Origin of the sequence: Nonomuraea sp. JJY05 (assembly GCF_043496855.1) — a bacterium.
GTDB lineage: Bacteria > Actinomycetota > Actinomycetes > Streptosporangiales > Streptosporangiaceae > Nonomuraea.
Map to the genome: position 1 here is coordinate 11,871 of NZ_JBIEIS010000005.1, position 17,475 is coordinate 29,345.

Below are 17,475 nucleotides of genomic sequence, written 5' to 3' on the forward strand. Positions count from 1 at the left end.
ATCAGCTTGGTGGCCTCGCGGTAGGTGAGCACCACGTCCTGGGGCGCCTGAGGCTGTGCGAGGGTCACGGCGTGCCCTCCCTGATGGTGATGACGGTCCAGGCGCCCAGGTGGATCCTGTCGCCCGCGCCGACCCTGACCGGCACGTTGACCTTGACAGGCTTGCCGTTCACCTGGGTGCCGTTGGAGGAGCCGGGGTCGACCAGCATCCACGAGCCGTCCGGCTGCGCCAGCAGCACGGCGTGCAGGTGGGAGACGCCTGGGTCCTCGGGCGGCCCGGTCAGGTCGATCTCGGGGGCCAGGCTTCTGGCCCTGCTGCGCCGCCCGATGCGTACCTGCTCGCCCATCAGCGCGAACGAGCGCTCGGGGCAGTACGGCGGGAAGGCCATCGTCGCCGCGTCGGGCCCGCCCTCGGCGATGACCTTCTCGTAGTAGGTCCGGTCTGCCGCCGTGACGGCCTCGAACCTGACCCCTCGCACGGGGACCGAGACGGGCGCGCTGCCGCCGGTGTAGTCGTGCCCGCACACCTCGCAGAACTGCCCGGCACGCGGCGTCTGGCAGACCGGGCACGCCTCGGCCGAGGGGCCCGGCGCCTGGGGCTGGGGCGCCGCCGCGGGCGCGCCCCCCATCTGGGCGCCGCAGACGTCGCAGTAGTCGTCGGCGCCTGACGGGTGCCCCTGCGGACAGGTGGCCATCAGTTTCCTTCCTTGCGCAGCCTGCTGGTGCGGACGGAGCCGGTGTCGAGCTCGAGCTCGTCGGCCTTGTCCACGTTCCTGCGCAGCCTGGCCGTACCGGTGGCCGGATCGACCTCGACCACCTTCTCCAGCAGCCTGGCCGTGTCCTCGCGGCCCGACTGGGTGGCCAGCTGCTGGGCCTTGGCCAGGCGGGCGGTCGCGGTGTCGACGTCGCCCATCGCCCGGGCGCTGAGGCCGTCCTGGATGAGCTCGTGCAGCTCGGCCTGGCCGGTGTAGTGGGCGACCTTGCCGTTGATCCGGGTGGACTGCGCCAGGTCGTCGGTCCACTGGGCGAGCACGTTCCCGCTGGCCAGGACCTCCTGGGTGTCGGGGCGTACGAGCTTGACCCAGCCTGCCCTGATCTCGTGCCCGATCTGTCCCGGCGGCACCTCCACGCAGAGGTGGTACTCGCGCTCCTCCGCGCCCCAGGAGCCGGTCGGGTAGTCGCCGGTCAGCGGGTTCACGTCGGTGCGCTTGCCGGTCAGGTCGAGCAGCGTGGGGGAGACCTGCTTGACGAACTTCAACGTCGCGGTCTGCGGCACCCACACCCGCAGCGACAGCTCGGCCACGGTCTTGCTCATCGACGTCTGCGTCAGCCTGCGGAAGTACTCCGACAGATCCCCTTGGTTGCGGACGAAGTCGAACGAGCCGAGCATGGCCTCGGCGACCTTCCGCAGCTCGGCGGGCACCCAGTCCTCGCCGATGCCCAGGGAGTCGCACACGAACTTGCCGCTCCAGCCGGCCAGCACCGAGGCGAACACCTCGGGCCGCTCGTTGTTCTGGCCGTCGGTCATCAGCAGCGCGTGCCGGATCGCCGACGGGTGCGCCGAGAGCAGATGCCCGGCCAGCTTCAGCCACTCGCCCATGGCGGTGCCGCCGTGCGCGCTCAACCGGCTGATCGCCCGCTCGGCCTCGGCCCTGGTGGCCGGGCTCGCCTTGACCAGGTTGGCGTTGCCGCCGGGGTAGACGACCTTGGCCCGCTCGGTGCCGGCGACCACCGCGAAGTAGACCCCGTCGCGAAGGGTGTGGACGGCGGTCGTGGCCGCCTGCCTGGCCTCGCGGATCTTGCTGCCGCTCATCGAGCCGGAGGTGTCAATGATGATCACTTCGGCGGCCTCGGCGTTGACGGACTGGGTGGTGACGCCGCCGGTGGAGGTGACCGTGAGGATGGCGTGCACGTCGCGGCCGTCGGTGGAGAGGTACTTGTTCTGGTCGATGGTCAAGGTGAAAGTCGGCTGGTCACCCATGCGTCACTCCTAAGGGGATCAAGGCAATGGTCACGTTGTCCTGGCCGCCGGAGTCGAGCGCGTGGCGCAGCATCTCGCGGGCCATGTCGAGGGGGGTTCCGGAGCTGGGGAAGGCGTAGCCGTCCAGATAGCGCCACAGGCCGTCGCTGCACACGAGCAACAGGCCCGGCTCCTCCGGGGTGAGAGTGCGTACGTGGAGCGGGACGTCGACCGCGTCGGCGCCCAGCCAGCCGGTGATCTCGCCGGTATCGATCGCGTCGTCCACGGTCAGCATGACGCCGGGCCGGCCCGCCGGGGCCGGCAGCCAGTAGGCCCTGGTGTCGCCGGCCCAGCCGAGCGTGATCCGGCCCCGCTCGACCACGGCGGCGATGTACGTGCAGGCGGGGGCGTCGTCCACGGACGTGGCGAGCTTGGTCACCGCGCGCCCGGCCAGCTCGAACGCCTCCTGCTGCCCCAGCCCCCTGGCCAGCGCGGCCGAGGCGGTCTCGACGGCCACCGCGGACGCCTCGTCGGCCCTGGGCGAGCTGCCCACGCCGTCGCAGACCACGGTCACGATCGCGTCGCCGGACGTCAGCAGCGCCACCGCGTCCTCGTTGCGGCTGCGGCGCAGGCCCTTGTCGGTCACGGCCGCCGCGCCGCCGTCGATCACGCTCTCCGCGTGGTCCCTGTCGGTGGGCTGGCGCAGGCCGCACCGCTCGCAGTAGCCCTCGGCGTCCACGGCCGCCGCGCCGCACGACGCGCAGGTCGGCGCGCCCAGGGCGTGCCCGCACGCCTCGCAGTACGTGTCACCCGCGAGCACGGGCGCCTCACACACGGGACAACTCATCAGAACCACGTCCTCGGCCGTACCGCGTTCGCCTGGTCGATGAGGGCGTGGCGCTCCTGGCGGGACTCGGCCGCGACGGCCAGCTTGCGGTAGATCGACTCCAGCCGCCTGCGCAGCCCCTGCTCGGTGAACGGTGCCTCGGCCAGCTGCGCGCCCTTCGGCGGCGAGCTGCTCTCCAGCCAGGTCAGTGCCGAGGTGAGCAGCTCGGCGGTCAGCACGTCGCGGCGGCGCGGGTCGAGGTCGGCCTGCTTGGCCAGCCGGTCGGCCGAGCCCACCAGGTCGTCCGTGGTGAGCCTGCTCAGGTCGGCCCCCCGTACGACGGAGACCGCCAGCGCCACCTGCGCCCGAGCCCGGTAGACCGAGTGGGTGGGCACCTCGTCGAGCACGCTCATCCGGCCCGACCTGGCCAGGCCGAACACCGCGCTCACGTACGAGTGGTCGGTCCGCCAGACGGCCTCGTACCAGCCGGCGGCGGGCTTGCCCGCGCACTCCAGCGCGAACGCCAGCGCCAGCTTCGGCGCCAGCTCCCCGGGCAGTGCCGACAGGCACGCGTCGAACATCGCGACGGCCTCGTCCGGCCGCCCCGTGGTCAGCGCCAGCACCCCGCGGTACCAGGTGACCCGCCAGTCGCGGGGCAGCTCGATGTCCAGCTCGTGCAGTGCGACGGGGGCCTCGGCCGCGGCCCCCTCGGCCAGCAGCCTGGCCCGCATCAGCTTCGTCTCGGGCGTCTTCGGCAGCGCGGCGAGCTGGTCCATCAGCTCCTTGCCGTCGCTGCCCAGCAGCCCGGCCAGCGCGCCCGCGGCCGCGTCGGCGGGGTCGACCAGCGGCACCGGCAGCGCCTGCGCGACGGCCACCGGGTCGAGCGGCCCGAACACCACGTCGCTCTCCTCCGCCGGCACGGTGCCCACGGCGGTCCGCTCGGGCCCGAACATCGGCGAGGGCGCCGGGTACGGGACCTTGTCCTCGATGGCGCTGACCTCCCGTAGCACCCCGACGAGCTGCTCCTCCATCTCCTCCGCGCTCTGGAACCTGTCGGCGGGATTGACGGCGGTGGCCTTGCGCAGCAGCCGGGTGAACGACGGGTGCCCGCAGTCCTCGGGCAGCGGGGTGGCCACGCCGTTGGCGTACGGGGAGAAGCCCGGGATCGCCAGCACCGCCAGCGTCCTTGCCACGGTGTAGAGGTCGGCGGTGGCGGCGGCGGCGTGGCTCTCCACCTCGGGGGCGTGGTAGCCGGGCGTGGCCCAGCCCGAGCCCGGCGGCGCGCCGATGGGCAGCACCGCGCCCAGGTCGATGAGCTTGAGCCGCTTGCCGACCCTGATCACGTTGGCGGGCTTGAGGTCGCAGTAGACCATGCCGTGCTCGTGCAGGTAGGCGAACGCCTGCAGGATCTCCCGGCCGTACATGAGGGCCTCGCGCAGCGGCAGCGGGCCCTGGCGGCGCAGCTCGTGCAGCGACTGGCCGCCGACGTACTCCATGACGATGTAGCCGAAGCCGCCGGAGCGCTGGAAGTTGAGGATCTTGACGATGTTGGGGTGGTCGACCGTGGTGAGGAACTTCCGCTCGGCCTCCGCCGCCGCCAGCGCCTCGGCGTCGTTGGTGTTGAGCAGGCCCTTGAGCACGACCCACATGCCGTCGAGGTTCTCGTCGGAGGCCAGGTAGATCCAGCCGAGCCCGCCGTGGGCCAGGCAGCCAAGCACGCGGTACTGGTCCGCGACCAGGTCGTCCTTGTCCAGCTTGGGGGTGAACGAGAACTGCGTACGGCAGTGCGGGCAGAATCCGTCCGTCAGTCCCGGCCGGCCCTCCCTGGAGCGCCCGACCTCCTGCCCGCACGCCGGGTTGGCGCAGTACCGCTTGTTCTCGGGCACCACGGGGTCGGCCATCACGGCGGTGGCCGGGTCGCGGTAGGGCACCGACGGCAGGTCGGCGATGGTGGCCAGCACGCCGGCCCGCGACCTGCCGCTGCTCACCGGAGAGGTGACGGATCTGCTCACCGGCTGTGTCTGCAGGGGGACGGAAACGGGCCCGGAAACGGGCACGGAAGCGGGCACCGGTGCCGGGGCGCTCGCCGAGTGGCCGCACAGGTCGCAGTAGCCGTCCTCGATCGTGCCCGTGCAGCCCGGCTGCGCGCAGCGGGTCATGGCTTACCTCCGTGGATCGCGCGCTGGTACGTCTCGACGGCCGTCGCCGCCCTCGTCAGATCGCAGGGCGCGGTCCACAGCAGCACGCGCGCCCGTTCGAACAGCTCGCAGGCCGCCGGGTCCTCCGCCAGCCCCTTGCGCACCGCCATCACCTGGCAGGCGCCGAGCCGCCCGCGCAGCTCGTCACGCCTGCTGACCAGGCCGTAGAGCGCCTTGGCCGTGGCCTGCGACTGTTCGGCGGCCTTGCGGGCCTCCTCCTCCAGCGCCGCCAGCCGCTTGGCCCGCAGCACCCAGGTGTCGGCCGAGGCGTCCAGCGCGTCCAGCTCGGCGGCCAGGGACTCGGCCCGCCCACGCGGCTGGGCCTGGGGCGGCAGGGCGATCTTCACGACGACCGCGCCGTGGGCCAGCCTGGCCTCGCTCTCGGCCGCCCGCACCCGGTCGAGCGCGGCCACGAGGTCCTCCCGCCGCCTGCCGAACTCGTCCTTGACGGTGAGCGCCAGCTCCAGCTCCGCGCGGGAGCCGGCCAGCAGCCGGGTCAGCCGGTCGAGGTCCGGCTCGGCGGACGGGCCCAGCGGGTCTTCGAGCACCGAGCCGCGCAGCCGCTTCAGCTCGGCCTCCTGCGCGGTCAGGTCGGCGCCCTCGCCCAGTTGGCGTTCGAGGTCGCGGATGTGGCGCAGGTCGCTGTCGGCGCCGTCGAGGCGGGGCAGCACGGCGTTCCACACCGCGTCGATGTCGTTGAGGGCGGAGGTGACCTCGCGGAAGGCGGCGTCCATCCGCGCCAGGGTCTGGTCGAGGGTCAGCCGCTCGTCCTTCTGGGGGAGCAGCGAGCGCTGCTCGACCGGCTTGGCGGTGGCCCGCAGCACCACGGACGGGCCCGCGAGCAGCTCCGTCAGCCGGTTCAGCTGTTCGGGGGTCGGCCTGGCGCGCGTGGCCCTGATCTGCTCCGCGTCGCGCAGCACCCCCCGGTACGCGTCGTTCAGAGACCACAGCGTGACCAGCGACTCCTGCGCCGCGGCCCATCGTCGCTGCGTCTCCCCGCGTAAGGAGGCTCCCTTGAGCAGCTGATAGGTGGTGTGGGATTCGAGATCGAGCAGGTCGCCGGAGACGCGGTCGCGTTCGTCGGCTCGAGCGCGCAGTGCGTGCTCGACGCCCTCCCTGCTCATAGGTGGTCCCAGGCTCATCACGCTCCCCGTGAAGCAGGCCGCCCCCGAACCCTTGCTCCTACCGGCACAACGGGGGGATCGGCCGGTTGGTTCCAAGAGTAGGGGTGACCCCTGACTTGTCCCTGATTCAACCCTGCATCGCCTGCAATTCGCTTAAAGGATCTTTTACCGTTGCAGGCATGGGACGAATTCTGCTGATCATCGCGGCCGTCGTGGCCGCACTCGTACTTCTCGGGCCCCTTGTGGGCTTCGCGCTCACGCTGCTCAAGTGGGGACTGATCATCGGTGCCGTGGCGTTCGGCGTCATGCTCCTGTCGAAGTGGGTCAAGAGGACATAGCGTCCTGAGGTTTCCCCAGGCATAGTTGTGTGATGGAGGCGCGGCCGGCGGTCGACGATGCCGCGCTCGGGCGCGAGGCTCTGGCCGTGCTCGAGGCGAACTGGACAGGCACGGGCACCGTGCCCGCGCCAGGTCTCTATCCGCACCAATGGAGCTGGGACTCCGCGTTCGTCGTCATCGGCCTGTCCAGGCACCGGCCGGACCGGGCTCGCGACGAGCTGCTCAGCCTGCTGCGGGGGCAGTGGGCGACCGGGATGGTGCCGCACATCGTCTTCCACACGCGCGAGGCGTACTTCCCGGGGCCGTCCGTGTGGCGCTCGCAGGAGCACGATGCCGCGCCACGCGTGCTCACCTCGGGACTCACCTCGCCGCCGCTGCACGCGCTGGCGCTCTGGTGGTTCTACCGGCACACCGGCGACGTCGCGTTCGTCAGGAAGGCGTACCCGGCGCTGGTGGCCCAGCACGCCTACCTCTCCTCGGCCCGCGACCTCGGCGGCGCGGGCCTGGCGGCGATCGTGCACCCCTGGGAGTCGGGCATGGACGACAGCCCCTCCTGGGACGAGGCACTGAACGCGCTGCCCGCGATCAGGTACGGCTACCGCCACGTGGAGCTGGAGGAGCGCCACCCCGACAGCGACCACGACCGCTACGTCTGGCTGGCCATGCGCTACCGGGACGCCGGATACCGGGCCGAATACCTGCGGGACGAACATCCGTTCGCCATCGAGGACCCAATGTTCAACGGGATCTGGCTGGCCTCCTGCCAGGCCCTGGCCGAGCTGGCGCCGCTGGTGGGCGCCGACCCCGTGCCCCACGCCGAGCAGGCCGACCGCATCAGGCAGGCCATGCTCGACCGCCTGTGGGACGGTTGCTTCTACGCCCGCGACCTGCGGACCGACCGGCTGATCCGGGTCTGCACGGTGGGCGGGTTCGGGCCGCTGCTGGACCCCGGCCTGCCCAGCGACCACCTGCACGCGGCGGTGGAGGTGCTGGAGTCGGCCAGGTTCATGGGGGCCACCGGCTATCCGGTGCCGAGCTGCGAGATCCGGGCGCCCCAGTTCGACCGTACGCGCTACTGGCGCGGCCCCTCCTGGGTGAACACCAACTGGCTGCTGCGCAGGGCCGCGGCCGTGCACTCGCTCGACCAGCTCGGCCAGCAGCTCGCCAACGGCACCCTGCGCCTGGTCCGGCAGGCCGGATTCCGGGAGTGCTTCGACCCCTTCGACGGCAGCGGGCGCGGGTGCAGGGACTTCTCGTGGAGCGCGGCGCTCACCCTCGATCTGCTCGCCGATAACGTGGAGGAATGAGCATCTTCCGCCGCCTGCCCGCCGACGTGCGCAAGTCCCTGGCCACCGAGCCCGGGGAGCGGGTGCTGACGTTCGCCGCCGGGGCGGTCTCCGGCTATGTGGTGGCCACGAACCTCGCCCTGTACCTGACGGACGGGACGCGGGTGCCGTACGAGAAGGTCGACAAGGCCTCCTGGGACGACGACGGGGTGCGGATCCTCACCACGGACGGCACGTGGCACGCCGAGGGGATCAGCGAGCCGCGGATGCTGCCCGAGACCGTGCGGGAGCGCGTCAACTCCACGATCGTGGTCAACAAACACGTGAAGCTCCCGGGGAGGGGCGGCGTGCGGCTGGTGGCCAGGCGCCGGCCCGGCGGCGAGGTGCGCGGCTGGACCTTCGTCTTCGACGACGGTCTCGACCCCGAGGACCCGGGCCTGCGCGCACAGGCCGAACAGGCCCTGGAAGGGCTGCGGCGGAGCATGGGCGTGTGACGCCCGTCTTGCTGTGGACGCCCGTACGGAGCCGTGTGGGGCGCCCACGCCCATGCCCTGCTCTTGTCGGATCAGTAAGGAATCCCGCTCTCGCGGGCCTTCTTGTCCACGATGTCCTCTTCAGGCCAGCCCGTGCCCGTGTCGGGGTGGTGGTCGTCGGCGCTGAGGAACGGGATGCGTTGCTGCAACGTCGCCCCCACCTTCGACTTGGCCACCCCGGCCAGCCTCGACGCCTGCGCGCCCATCACCCCGGCGACTTCCTGCACTCTGGGGTTGTCGGCGACACGCTGCGCCGTCCGCTTGATCTGTTCGTACCGTTCGCGCCCGGCCCGGCTGCCCAGCACGTAGCCGATCGCCATACCCACAGCGAATGTCACTCGATAACGCATTTTGCACCTCCGCTGTCTCCGGGCCTACCCCGCTTACGATGCGACACGCACCCCAGGAGTGCGCTAATCTATTCCTGCGCACGACGGAGGGGCCCACAACCCCCGACGAAATGCGCAGACGCACGATCCCGCGTAGCTCAACGGCAGAGCAGCCGGCTGTTAACCGGCAGGTTATAGGTTCGAGTCCTATCGCGGGAGCTGCAGTCAACTAAGAGGTTGGCAGGTCAGGCCCTCTCACCGGCAACAGGTGGGAGGGCCTGAGTCGTTCTGGGAGCCACACCCGGTTTGATCACCGTTACCGAAGACGGCATCCATGGTTTCAGCTCCATGCACGATGACCGGCCTGATCTGGTGCCGGTAGACGGTCTGCGTGGTGGTGGGTGTCGAGTGCCCGACGAGATCGGCGATACGTTCCACCGAGACATCCCCGTCGCTCAAGATCGAGACGAAGGAATGCCTCAGTTCCCGTACCTTCCAGTGGTTCCCGATGCCAGCCTTCTTTGTGATCACTCGCAGGCCGCGCAGTACGCGCATCGGGTCGAGCAGGGTTCCGTCATCGCGTGCGAAGACGAGATCATGCTCCTGCCACGCCTCGCCGGCGAGCAGCTTCTGAGCGGTCTGCCGTGCTCGGTGCCGTTTGAGTTCATCGACCACGAGGGCAGGAAGAGCGAGCGCCCGACGTGACTTCTTGGTCTTGGTGTCGCCGCCGACTCGATCGGCGCGCAGGACCGAGACGGACGGTGGCTTCCCGCGCAGATTCACGGCCCCCCAGAGGAGCTTGCGAGCTTCCTCGGGCCGGATTCCGGTGAGGAGTGAGGTGATGACGTACACGCCGAACTTCTCACCCTCACAGGCCATGAGGACCGCGACGGCCTGGTCCAGCGTGAGGGACCTGCTCGGCCGTCCTTCCTGTCCGTGTGGTGTCTCGCACAGGGCCGAGACGTTGCGGCCGACGAGTTCACGCTTCTCCGCCATATGGATGGCTCGGGTCAGAAGGTTGTGAATCTGGATGATCGTCTTGGTGGCGAGAGTCTCGGCGAGTTCGTCGAGCCAGAGATCAACATGTTCGGCTCGAAGATCCTTGAGCCGATAGTTACCGATCTTTGGTTTGATCTGATTCTCGGCCATTGACCGAGCGTGCGTCATGGTGCCGAGGCTGCGGCCTTTGAGCCCGTGAGTGAGGAAATCCTCCACGGCGTCACTCACGCGGTAGTGAGTTTGCCTTGGTCTTGATTCCTTTTTCGGCCTCTTCGCGGAGCTTCTTGACCTTAGGGGTCAGCAGCTTGATCGCCTGTTCTCGCTGTTCGTCGACCGGACGATCTTGCCACTTGCGGGGCAAGACAACCGATGCCTTGCGACGGGCGCGACGGCCGGCGCCGTCGAAGCCGAGAGACACGGCCGCGATCCAGGCGTTCTTGCTCGCGTCGAAGTAGATCGAGAAATCGAGGTCCTCTGTGCTCATGCTCCCTTCGAGGCGAGCGACGTACTCGGAGAGTGCGGCTACCGGTATACGCCGACAGCCGTCGATCTTCACTGAGCGGATCTCCCTGCTCCGGAGTAATGCATAGACCTTCGTTCGGCCGCCGTCCCAGGGCAAGCCCTGGCAGACCAGCCGCAGGGCCGCCTCCGCTCCATCGCAGCCCTGACACCGGACGCGCGGCCGGGGCAGCCCCGCGGCTGGCCCGCTACCTCGGGGGTGGGACGACGGCAGACGGGCAGGCCAGATAACAATTGTTGGTCTTGGTTTAGTGTCAACGACGGCTTGACGCCTCGGCCGCTAAACTCGCTCCCTATGTCGCGATTATTCGATCGTTTGGGTCTCTTTTCTTTGATCATCGCCTGCCTCGCCTTCCTCGCCGGTGGCCGGGCGATGCTGGCTCTTGGGATCGTTGCGGCAGCACTGGCATCGCCTGGCCTACGAAGGAAGCCCACGATCTCCACGGTGTCCAACCGCAGCATGTCAGTAGCGGGACTGGTGCTGGGGGTGCTGGCGATCGGCCTCAGCACACTGTTTCTAACGCTGGGCGTCATCCTTCCAAGAACGTGATGGGATGAGAGCCCGAGGGGGAGCCAGGTTGGGAGCCACGTAAGGCGAACCAGCACGAACAAGTCTGAACTCAAATGACCGGCCCGAGCTCACGCCCGAATCAGGATGAACTGATCAACACAACGGAAATCTAATTCGAGTCCTATCGCGGGAGCTTCGGTTCCACAGCTCGGGCCCCCTTCCTGGATCAAGGACAGGGGGCCTCAGTCGTTCCGGGGGCCATCCGCGTGGCGGCCGCTACGCCGGGTGAGCGCGGTGAATACTGGACGCCATGCGCGTCGACTTCGACCCCGAGGCCATGGGCGGGGCGGCTTTCTACCGCTTCCTGACCTCGGTCGTCGTTCCGCGTCCGATCGCGTGGGTCTCCACCGTCACCCCCGACGGAGCGGTGGAGAACCTCGCCCCGCACTCCTTCTTCAGCATCGCCAGCACCGACCCGCCGATCGTGCAGTTCACCTCGATCGGCCGCAAGGACTCCTTGCGTAACGTCGAGGACACCGGCGAGTTCGTGGTCAACTTCTCCTCCGAGCCGATGCTGCACCTCATCCGCGACACCGCCACCGACTTCCCCCGGACCGTGAGCGAATTCAGCGTCGCCGAGGTCGAACGCGAGCCCAGCCGTCACGTGCGGCCGCCCCGGGTGGCCGCCTCTCCCGTCGTCCTGGAGTGCCGTTCGCACACCACCCTGCGCATGGGCAACTCCACCCTGGTGTTCGGCCGGGTCTTCCTCGCGGCGGTGCACGAGGAGTACCTCGTCGACGGCCGGCCCGACGCCGAGCTCCTGCGCCCGCTGACCAAGCTCGGCGGCGACCAGTGGGGCACGCTGGGCGAGATCCTGCACCTGAACCGCATCCCTTACGAGGAACCGCAGGCCGACTGAGCCCCGGGGCAAGCGGGACAGGTCAGGAGGGGCGTTTGGCGACGACGCCGGTCAGCGCCCAGCCGAGGCCGACGACGAGACCGCCGACGATGGCGACGACGCCGACGCCGCCGGTCTGGAGCAGCGCGAGCAGGGCGATCACCACTCCGTAGACCACGGTCAGGGCGAGCATCAGGCGGAGATACGTCTTCTGTGTCATACGCACACGATCGCGCGGTGCGGGGCAGCGGTCTGTCCCCCGATCGGTGGACACGTCCCCGGTAAAATGCCCGTCATGGGCAGTCCCGTGGACGCGCGGGCGGAGAACGCCTGGTTACGTTCCTATCCCTTCTGGGACGCGTACTTCGCGATCGTGCTGATCGCCACCATCATCACCATCGTGGTGGACGGCGGGGCGCCGGTCGCCATCATCCTGCTGCTCCTGATCACCGCCTCGTACGCGCTGTGGGGCCGCAAGGCCGTGCGGGCGCCGGTCGCCCCCACCAAGGAGGGCTGGTGGCACGCCGCCGCGATGCTCGTCCTGTTCACCGCGGCCGACCTGCTCGCGCCGCAGTCGGCCGTCGCGCTGTCGGCGCTGATCCCCATGACGTTCATGGCGCTGCGGCGGGCGCGCGCCGTGGCCGTGACGGTGGCCATGTTCAGCGGGCCCGCGATCCAGCTCATGGCCGAGAACGGCTCGCACCCGCTGCTGATCGCGGTCGCGATCGTCCTGGGATTGTCGGCCAGCACGCTGCTGGGGGTGTTCATCGACCGGCTCGGGCGGCAGAACACCGAGCGGGCCCGGCTGATCGCGGAGCTCGACCGCACCCGGGAGGAGCTGGCCGAGGTGAGCAAGGAGGCCGGGATGCTGGCCGAACGCGAGCGCCTGGCCGGTGACATCCACGACACGCTGGCCCAGGGGTTCGCGAGCATCATGATGCTGCTGCAGGCCGCGGGGGACGGGCACGACCCGTACGTGCGCCGGGCGCTGCAGACGGCCAAGGAGAACCTGTCCGAGACCCGCGCGCTCATCGCCGCCCTGGCGCCTCCCGCGCTGGAGGGCGCCTCGCTGGAGGAGGCGCTGGGGCGGCTGGCCAAGGGGTTCGAGCTGCCCGTGGAGGTGAGCGCCGCCGGGGCCGCCGACGTGCCCGCCCTCGTCGCCGAGACGCTGGTGCGGGCCGCCCAGGAAGGGCTGGCCAACGTGCGCAAGCACGCCCGCGCCCGCTCCGTACGGCTGGCCCTGGAACACGTGCCGGGCCCGGCCGTACGGATGTCGATCGCCGACGACGGGTGCGGCTTCGACCCCTCGGTCGGCGGCGACGGGTACGGCCTGCGCGCGATGCGGAACCGGGTGACCCGGCTCGGCGGCACCGTCCTGATCACCGGCTCGCCCGGCCGGGGGACCACGCTCGCGGTGGAGCTGCCGTGCTCAGGGTGATGATCGTCGACGATCATCCGATCGTCCGCGAGGGGCTGCGCGGGATGCTGCTGGCCGAACCGGACCTGGAGGTGGTCGGCGAGGCCGGGTCGGGGGACGAGGCCGTGGTCGTCGTGCCCCGGCTGCGGCCCGACGTGATCCTCATGGACCTGCGCATGCCGGGCGGGGACGGAGTCAGCGCCATCGAACGGCTGGGGCCCGGCCACCGGGTCATCGTGCTGACGACGTACGAGGACGACGGGGAGATCCTGCGGGCCGTCTCCGCGGGCGCGGCCGGATACCTGCTGAAGGACGTGTCGCGGGCGGACCTGGCCGCGGCCGTGCGGGCGGCGGCCGGTGGCCGGACGGTGCTCTCGCCCTCGGTCGCCGCGCGGCTGGGCGGGCGACGGCCCGCCGTGCCCGTGCTGTCGGAGCGGGAGCGGGAGGTCCTTGAGCTGGTGGCCCGGGGGCTCACGAACGGGGAGATCGGCAGGCGGCTGTTCATCGGGGAGGCCACGGTGAAGACGTACCTGCTGCGGGTGTACGGCAAGCTGGGCGTCTCCGACCGCACCTCGGCCGTCCTGGCCGCCCTGGACCTCGGCCTCGTCCACCGCCACCCCTGAGCCGCCCTCCTGACCCGCCACCCCTGAGCCGCCCTCCTGAGCCGCCGCCCCTGGCCCGGCACCCCTGAGCCGCCGCCCCGGAAGCGCCGCGGCCCTGAGGATCCGGGTGTACCTGAAGATCTCTTCGGGTGCCTTAAGCGCCGCTTCAGGTGCGCCGCGCCACCCTCGGGCTGTCTCATCGACTCGGGGAAGGAGACCCCAATGTTCAAGCGACGCGCCGCCGTCGTCCTCACCGCCGCCGCGCTCGGTCTCGCCGGCATGGCCGGGTCCGCGCTGGCCGACGACGGTCCGATCGAGGTGCGGGGCGAAGGGCTGGTCAGGGTCCACGGCGAGCCGGACTTCCCGGCCGGCCCGCTCACGTGCTGGCTGACCGACGGCAAGGTCGTGAAGTTCTCCAAGGCCAAGGTGGCCGAGCTCGTGGACGAGGAGTACATCGAGCCGGCCCAGCCCGTGACCGTGGGCGGCGTGACGACCCTGCCCGCGGACCGGCTGTCGATCAGCCTCCCGGCCGGGGAGCTGCCGCACAAGGTCAAGGCCGGCAAGCGCTGGCACCGCAGCCGCGTCATCCACCTCACGTGCGTCTGGAGGGACTACGCGAGCCGGTAGCCGCTCATCGCGCCCCGGGAGGCCCCGGGGCGCGTTCATTTCGTGGTTTGGCGGGACAAAGCAGAGGGCGGCAGGTAAGGATGGGTTACCGGTCCTCTGAGGCCGGGGAGCCGCGGGCAGGTCGACGGGGGCGAGGAGAGGGCGCCGCCACCAGGACGTGTCGCCGACCCGGAATCGGCGGGGCGATCCGATGACGGAGAAGTGTGGATTGCCGCGTGCGTACCTGGATCACGAGCCTGCGCCCCTTCGATGCCCTGACCGCGCAGGCGGTGCTTGAGCGAACCACCGACTTCCGCGAGGCGGAGCGCTTCATCAGGCTCTTCCACGCCGAGAACCCCCAGGCCGGAGGCCTGCACGCCCGGCTGCGCGACGTCTCCCGGGACGTGGCCCGCCACGGGACCTACACGCACACGTACGAGGAGCTCGAGTTCGGCGCCCGGGTGGCCTGGCGCAACAGCAGCCGGTGCATCGGGCGGCTCTACTGGCGCTCGCTGAAGGTGCGCGACCGCAGGCAGGTGACCACGGCCGAGGGGGTCGCCCTGGAGTGCGTGCAGCACCTGCGCGAGGCCACCGGGGCCGGCAAGATCAGGCCCACCGTCACCGTCCTGCCGCCCGACACCCCGGCGCTGCGCGGGCCCCGGATCCTGAACGACCAGCTCATCCGGTACGCGGGCCACCGCACCCGAGAGGGCCGCATCGTGGGGGACCCGCGCAACGCGGAGCTCACCGACATGGCCAAGGCGCTGGGCTGGCAGGGCAGGCGCACCCGGTTCGACGTGCTGCCGGTGATCATCCAGCCGAGCCTGGGCGATCCGCTGCTGTGCAACCTGCCGGGAGACGTCGTGCTGGAGGTGCCGCTGGTGCATCCGGAGTATCAGTGGTTCGAGGAGCTGGGGCTGCGCTGGCACGCCGTACCGGCTATTTCGGATATGTGCCTGGAGATCGGCGGCATCTGCTACCCCTGCGCGCCCTTCAACGGCTGGTACATGGGCACCGAGATCGGCGCCCGCAACTTCGCGGACGCCGACAGGTACGACCAGCTCAAGGCCGTCGCGGAGCGCCTGGGGCTGGACACCTCGACCGAGCGGACCCTGTGGCGGGACCACGCGCTGGTGGAGCTGAACGTGGCGGTGCTGTACTCGTTCGAGCGGGAGGGGGTCACGATGACCGATCACCACACCGAGTCGCGGCGCTTCCTCACCCACCTGTCGCGCGAGGAGAAGGCCGGGCGGGTCTGCCCGGCGGACTGGTCGTGGATCGTGCCCCCGATGTCGGGCGGCGTCACCCCCGTCTTCCACCGCTACTACGACACCAGCGTCCTGAGCCCGGCCTTCGTCCATCACCGCTAGTCGTCCTTGCCTTCCCGGGCTAGAACATGGTTCGGTTAGGGCATGGCAGAACTCGTGCTCTCATCCCTCGACCAGGGCGTACTCACGCTGACCTTCAACCGTCCCGACACCCTCAACGCGTGGACGGACGCCATGGGGCGGCGCTACTTCGACCTGCTGGCGGAGGCCGAGAAGGACCCGGAGGTGCGGGCCGTCGTGGTCACGGGCGCGGGCAAGGGGTTCTGCTCGGGCGCGGACTTCAAGGCGCTGGCGGCGATCCAGAACGGCACCTACGACGAGGAGCCCGATCCGCGGCCCAACACGTTCCCGACCACCGTCGCCAAGCCGATCATCGCCGCCGTCAACGGGGCCTGCGCGGGGCTGGGCATGGTGCACGCGCTCGTCTGCGACCTCGTCTTCACGGCCGCGGACGCCAAGTGGACCACGGCGTTCCCGCGCCGGGGGCTGATCGCGGAGTACGGGCTGTCGTGGGTGCTGCCCAGGCTGATGGGGCAGCAGCGGGCCATGGACGTCCTGCTGTCGGGGCGGGTGTTCACCGGGGCCGAGGCCTACGAGCTCGGGCTGGTCAACCGGGTCGTGCCGGGGGAGGGCGTGCTCTCCGAGGCGCAGGCGTACGCCCGGGAGCTCGCCGCCTACAGCTCGCCGGCGTCCATGGCGGTGATCAAGCGGCAGGTGTGGCACGACTGGGACGCCACCCTGGAGGACTCCGCCGCGGCGGCCGTCCGGGAGATGATCGCCTCCTTCGGCCGCCCCGACTTCGCGGAGGGCGTCGCCAGTTTCCTGGAGCGACGCCCGCCGAACTTCCCGCCCCTTTGAGCGGGGCAGGGTAGGCGGCTCAGGCCAGGCGGTGGGCGCCGGGGGCCGGCGTGGCCGGCAGGAAGCGCGGAGCCTGGAAGCCGTGCTCCGCGTACGCGGCGGTCACCGACTCCTCGACACTGGCCAGGCGGTCCACCGGCACCAGGGCGATGGCGGAGCCGCCGAAGCCGCCGCCCGTCATCCGGGCGCCGCGCGCCCCGCCCTTGACGGCGGCCTCGACCGCGACGTCCAGCTCCGGCGAGGAGACCTCGTACTGGTCCCGGAGCGACAGGTGGGAGGCGTTGAGGAGGGCGCCGATCTCGTTGACGGCGCCCGCCCGCAGGAGGCCGATGAGGGCCTCGACGCGGTGGTTCTCGGTGACGATGTGCATCGTGCGCTTGCGCTCGTCGCCCTGGAGCTGGTCGAGGGCCGCCGCCAGGTCCGTCACGTCGCGCAGGGCGGGGACGCCGAGCTTGCGGGCCGCCGACTCGCACTCGGCGCGGCGCTTGGCGTACTCGCCGTCGGCGTGCTGGTGGTGGACCTGGGTGTCGATGATCAGCATGCTCAGCCCGTGGGCGGCCAGGTCGAGCGGGATGTTGCGGGAGGCGAGCGAGCGGCAGTCGAGGAACAGCGCGTGCCCCTCCTCGCACAGCGCCGAGGCGGCCTGGTCGAGGATGCCGCAGGGCATGCCGACGAAGTCGTTCTCGGCCTTCTGGCTGAGCAGGGCGATCTCCATGGGCGTCAGGCCCAGGCCGTGCAGGTCGTTGAGCGCCGAGGCGACGGCCACCTCGAGGGCGGCGCTGGAGCTGAGGCCGGCGCCCGGCGGGACGTCGCCGTCGATCGCGATGTCCGCGCCCCGCACGCGCTCGCCCAGCATGGCGAAGACGCCGACGACGTAGCGCGTCCAGCCCTCCGACTGGTCGTGGCCGGCGATCGTGACGGGCTCGCCGGGAGCCTGGAGGGAGAGGAGCCGGATGGTGCCGTCCGTGCGCGGCGTGATCGCGGCCGTGACGCCCCACGGCACGGCGAAGGGCAGGACGAAGCCGTCGTTGTAGTCGGTGTGCTCGCCGATCAGGTTGACCCGGCCGGGCGCACGCCAGACGGTCTGGGGGGCCGCGCCATAGGCGGCACGGAAAGCTTCAATAACGCGCATAACCGAACACTC

Annotated in this window: 20 protein-coding genes and 1 tRNA gene; 11 read left to right on the top strand and 10 right to left on the bottom strand. The window is 70.7% G+C overall.

All coding sequences use genetic code 11. The features are described 5' to 3' along the window. Nucleotides 1–64: 64 nt before the first annotated feature. The 5 genes from ACFKCF_RS07905 to ACFKCF_RS07925 are packed head-to-tail and all read right to left on the bottom strand — an operon-like array spanning nucleotide 65 to nucleotide 6,107. Nucleotides 65–694: an FHA domain-containing protein gene (locus ACFKCF_RS07905; protein WP_394492193.1), complete on the bottom strand. Its 630-nt coding sequence runs from the start codon at nucleotides 692–694 to the stop codon at nucleotides 65–67. Next, nucleotides 694–1,980, bottom strand: coding sequence for a VWA domain-containing protein (locus ACFKCF_RS07910; protein WP_394492195.1), 1,287 nt, complete (start codon nucleotides 1,978–1,980; stop codon nucleotides 694–696). Before ACFKCF_RS07910 ends, ACFKCF_RS07905 begins: the two co-directional genes overlap by 1 nt. Then, nucleotides 1,973–2,794 (bottom strand): PP2C family serine/threonine-protein phosphatase, encoded by an 822-nt coding sequence (locus ACFKCF_RS07915; protein ID WP_394492197.1) that lies wholly within the window; start codon nucleotides 2,792–2,794, stop codon nucleotides 1,973–1,975. Before ACFKCF_RS07915 ends, ACFKCF_RS07910 begins: the two co-directional genes overlap by 8 nt. 11 nt (nucleotides 2,795–2,805) lie before the next feature. Continuing rightward, nucleotides 2,806–4,944: a tetratricopeptide repeat protein gene (locus ACFKCF_RS07920; RefSeq protein ID WP_394492199.1), complete on the bottom strand. Its 2,139-nt coding sequence runs from the start codon at nucleotides 4,942–4,944 to the stop codon at nucleotides 2,806–2,808. Beyond that, complete coding sequence (locus ACFKCF_RS07925; protein WP_394492201.1) at nucleotides 4,941–6,107, bottom strand: hypothetical protein; 1,167 nt, start codon at nucleotides 6,105–6,107, stop codon at nucleotides 4,941–4,943. The genes ACFKCF_RS07920 and ACFKCF_RS07925 overlap by 4 nt, the downstream gene beginning before the upstream one ends. A 179-nt stretch (nucleotides 6,108–6,286) precedes the next feature. Between ACFKCF_RS07925 and ACFKCF_RS07930 the strand changes: the two genes are divergently transcribed. From ACFKCF_RS07930 to ACFKCF_RS07940, 3 genes are read left to right on the top strand one after another with little or no spacing between them, the layout of a single operon-like run. Further along, complete coding sequence (locus ACFKCF_RS07930) at nucleotides 6,287–6,445, top strand: hypothetical protein (RefSeq protein WP_350725179.1); 159 nt, start codon at nucleotides 6,287–6,289, stop codon at nucleotides 6,443–6,445. 32 nt (nucleotides 6,446–6,477) lie between these two features. Further along, nucleotides 6,478–7,752 carry an amylo-alpha-1,6-glucosidase gene (locus tag ACFKCF_RS07935; RefSeq protein WP_394492203.1) on the top strand — a complete coding sequence of 425 codons (1,275 nt, stop codon included), beginning with the start codon at nucleotides 6,478–6,480 and terminating at the stop codon, nucleotides 7,750–7,752. Further along, entirely contained in the window at nucleotides 7,749–8,225 is a 477-nt protein-coding gene (locus ACFKCF_RS07940; protein WP_394492205.1) for a hypothetical protein, read from the top strand. Before ACFKCF_RS07935 ends, ACFKCF_RS07940 begins: the two co-directional genes overlap by 4 nt. A gap of 71 nt (nucleotides 8,226–8,296) precedes the next feature. On the opposite strand, the gene ACFKCF_RS07945 is transcribed toward ACFKCF_RS07940, so the two are convergent. Next, the gene (locus ACFKCF_RS07945; protein ID WP_394492207.1) at nucleotides 8,297–8,614 is read right to left on the bottom strand and encodes a YtxH domain-containing protein; all 318 of its coding nucleotides are present in this window, start codon (nucleotides 8,612–8,614) and stop codon (nucleotides 8,297–8,299) included. Nucleotides 8,615–8,740: 126 nt separating this feature from the next. Between ACFKCF_RS07945 and ACFKCF_RS07950 the strand changes: the two genes are divergently transcribed. After that, a tRNA-Asn gene (locus tag ACFKCF_RS07950) sits at nucleotides 8,741–8,812 on the top strand. A gap of 36 nt (nucleotides 8,813–8,848) precedes the next feature. Here the strand turns inward: ACFKCF_RS07950 and ACFKCF_RS07955 are convergent. Together ACFKCF_RS07955 and ACFKCF_RS07960 are read right to left on the bottom strand one after the other, a co-directional pair. Then, nucleotides 8,849–9,820, bottom strand: a complete 972-nt coding sequence (locus tag ACFKCF_RS07955) for a tyrosine-type recombinase/integrase (protein ID WP_394492209.1) — start codon at nucleotides 9,818–9,820, stop codon at nucleotides 8,849–8,851. Beyond that, on the bottom strand, nucleotides 9,813–10,148 hold the full coding sequence (locus ACFKCF_RS07960) for a hypothetical protein (protein WP_394492211.1): 336 nt from the start codon (nucleotides 10,146–10,148) through the stop codon (nucleotides 9,813–9,815). The genes ACFKCF_RS07955 and ACFKCF_RS07960 overlap by 8 nt, the downstream gene beginning before the upstream one ends. Before the next feature lie 258 nt (nucleotides 10,149–10,406). On the opposite strand from ACFKCF_RS07960, the gene ACFKCF_RS07965 reads away from it, so the two are divergent. Next, nucleotides 10,407–10,661 (top strand): hypothetical protein, encoded by a 255-nt coding sequence (locus tag ACFKCF_RS07965; RefSeq protein WP_394492213.1) that lies wholly within the window; start codon nucleotides 10,407–10,409, stop codon nucleotides 10,659–10,661. A gap of 271 nt (nucleotides 10,662–10,932) precedes the next feature. Further along, on the top strand, nucleotides 10,933–11,541 hold the full coding sequence (locus ACFKCF_RS07970; RefSeq protein WP_394492215.1) for a flavin reductase family protein: 609 nt from the start codon (nucleotides 10,933–10,935) through the stop codon (nucleotides 11,539–11,541). Between the two features lie 22 nt (nucleotides 11,542–11,563). On the opposite strand, the gene ACFKCF_RS07975 is transcribed toward ACFKCF_RS07970, so the two are convergent. Beyond that, nucleotides 11,564–11,740 carry a hypothetical protein gene (locus tag ACFKCF_RS07975; RefSeq protein WP_394492217.1) on the bottom strand — a complete coding sequence of 59 codons (177 nt, stop codon included), beginning with the start codon at nucleotides 11,738–11,740 and terminating at the stop codon, nucleotides 11,564–11,566. Between the two features lie 75 nt (nucleotides 11,741–11,815). On the opposite strand from ACFKCF_RS07975, the gene ACFKCF_RS07980 reads away from it, so the two are divergent. The 5 genes from ACFKCF_RS07980 to ACFKCF_RS08000 all read left to right on the top strand — a co-directional run bounded on the left by ACFKCF_RS07980 (nucleotide 11,816) and on the right by ACFKCF_RS08000 (nucleotide 16,331). After that, on the top strand, nucleotides 11,816–12,958 hold the full coding sequence (locus tag ACFKCF_RS07980; protein WP_394492219.1) for a sensor histidine kinase: 1,143 nt from the start codon (nucleotides 11,816–11,818) through the stop codon (nucleotides 12,956–12,958). Next, complete coding sequence (locus ACFKCF_RS07985) at nucleotides 12,946–13,560, top strand: response regulator transcription factor (protein WP_394492221.1); 615 nt, start codon at nucleotides 12,946–12,948, stop codon at nucleotides 13,558–13,560. Before ACFKCF_RS07980 ends, ACFKCF_RS07985 begins: the two co-directional genes overlap by 13 nt. Nucleotides 13,561–13,761: 201 nt before the next feature. Beyond that, entirely contained in the window at nucleotides 13,762–14,166 is a 405-nt protein-coding gene (locus tag ACFKCF_RS07990; protein WP_394492223.1) for a hypothetical protein, read from the top strand. A gap of 215 nt (nucleotides 14,167–14,381) precedes the next feature. Next, a complete protein-coding gene (locus ACFKCF_RS07995) occupies nucleotides 14,382–15,515 on the top strand; it encodes a nitric oxide synthase oxygenase (protein ID WP_394492225.1) in 1,134 nt (377 codons plus the stop codon). Between the two features lie 42 nt (nucleotides 15,516–15,557). Continuing rightward, complete coding sequence (locus ACFKCF_RS08000; RefSeq protein ID WP_394492227.1) at nucleotides 15,558–16,331, top strand: enoyl-CoA hydratase-related protein; 774 nt, start codon at nucleotides 15,558–15,560, stop codon at nucleotides 16,329–16,331. A gap of 19 nt (nucleotides 16,332–16,350) precedes the next feature. Here the strand turns inward: ACFKCF_RS08000 and galK are convergent, their stop codons facing one another. Beyond that, nucleotides 16,351–17,463 (bottom strand): galactokinase, encoded by a 1,113-nt coding sequence (gene galK / locus ACFKCF_RS08005; RefSeq protein WP_394492229.1) that lies wholly within the window; start codon nucleotides 17,461–17,463, stop codon nucleotides 16,351–16,353. Between the last annotated feature and the right edge of the window lie 12 nt (nucleotides 17,464–17,475).

Coding starts and splice junctions, on each gene's coding strand:
- ACFKCF_RS07905 (WP_394492193.1), bottom strand. CDS start 694: ATGGCCACCTGTCCGCAGGGGCACCCGTCAGGCGCCGACGACTACTGC.
- ACFKCF_RS07910 (WP_394492195.1), bottom strand. CDS start 1,980: ATGGGTGACCAGCCGACTTTCACCTTGACCATCGACCAGAACAAGTAC.
- ACFKCF_RS07920 (WP_394492199.1), bottom strand. CDS start 4,944: ATGACCCGCTGCGCGCAGCCGGGCTGCACGGGCACGATCGAGGACGGC.
- ACFKCF_RS07925 (WP_394492201.1), bottom strand. CDS start 6,107: ATGAGCAGGGAGGGCGTCGAGCACGCACTGCGCGCTCGAGCCGACGAA.
- ACFKCF_RS07930 (WP_350725179.1), top strand. CDS start 6,287: ATGGGACGAATTCTGCTGATCATCGCGGCCGTCGTGGCCGCACTCGTA.
- ACFKCF_RS07935 (WP_394492203.1), top strand. CDS start 6,478: ATGGAGGCGCGGCCGGCGGTCGACGATGCCGCGCTCGGGCGCGAGGCT.
- ACFKCF_RS07940 (WP_394492205.1), top strand. CDS start 7,749: ATGAGCATCTTCCGCCGCCTGCCCGCCGACGTGCGCAAGTCCCTGGCC.
- ACFKCF_RS07945 (WP_394492207.1), bottom strand. CDS start 8,614: ATGCGTTATCGAGTGACATTCGCTGTGGGTATGGCGATCGGCTACGTG.
- ACFKCF_RS07965 (WP_394492213.1), top strand. CDS start 10,407: ATGTCGCGATTATTCGATCGTTTGGGTCTCTTTTCTTTGATCATCGCC.
- ACFKCF_RS07970 (WP_394492215.1), top strand. CDS start 10,933: ATGCGCGTCGACTTCGACCCCGAGGCCATGGGCGGGGCGGCTTTCTAC.
- ACFKCF_RS07975 (WP_394492217.1), bottom strand. CDS start 11,740: ATGACACAGAAGACGTATCTCCGCCTGATGCTCGCCCTGACCGTGGTC.
- ACFKCF_RS07980 (WP_394492219.1), top strand. CDS start 11,816: ATGGGCAGTCCCGTGGACGCGCGGGCGGAGAACGCCTGGTTACGTTCC.
- ACFKCF_RS07990 (WP_394492223.1), top strand. CDS start 13,762: ATGTTCAAGCGACGCGCCGCCGTCGTCCTCACCGCCGCCGCGCTCGGT.
- ACFKCF_RS08000 (WP_394492227.1), top strand. CDS start 15,558: ATGGCAGAACTCGTGCTCTCATCCCTCGACCAGGGCGTACTCACGCTG.
- galK (WP_394492229.1), bottom strand. CDS start 17,463: ATGCGCGTTATTGAAGCTTTCCGTGCCGCCTATGGCGCGGCCCCCCAG.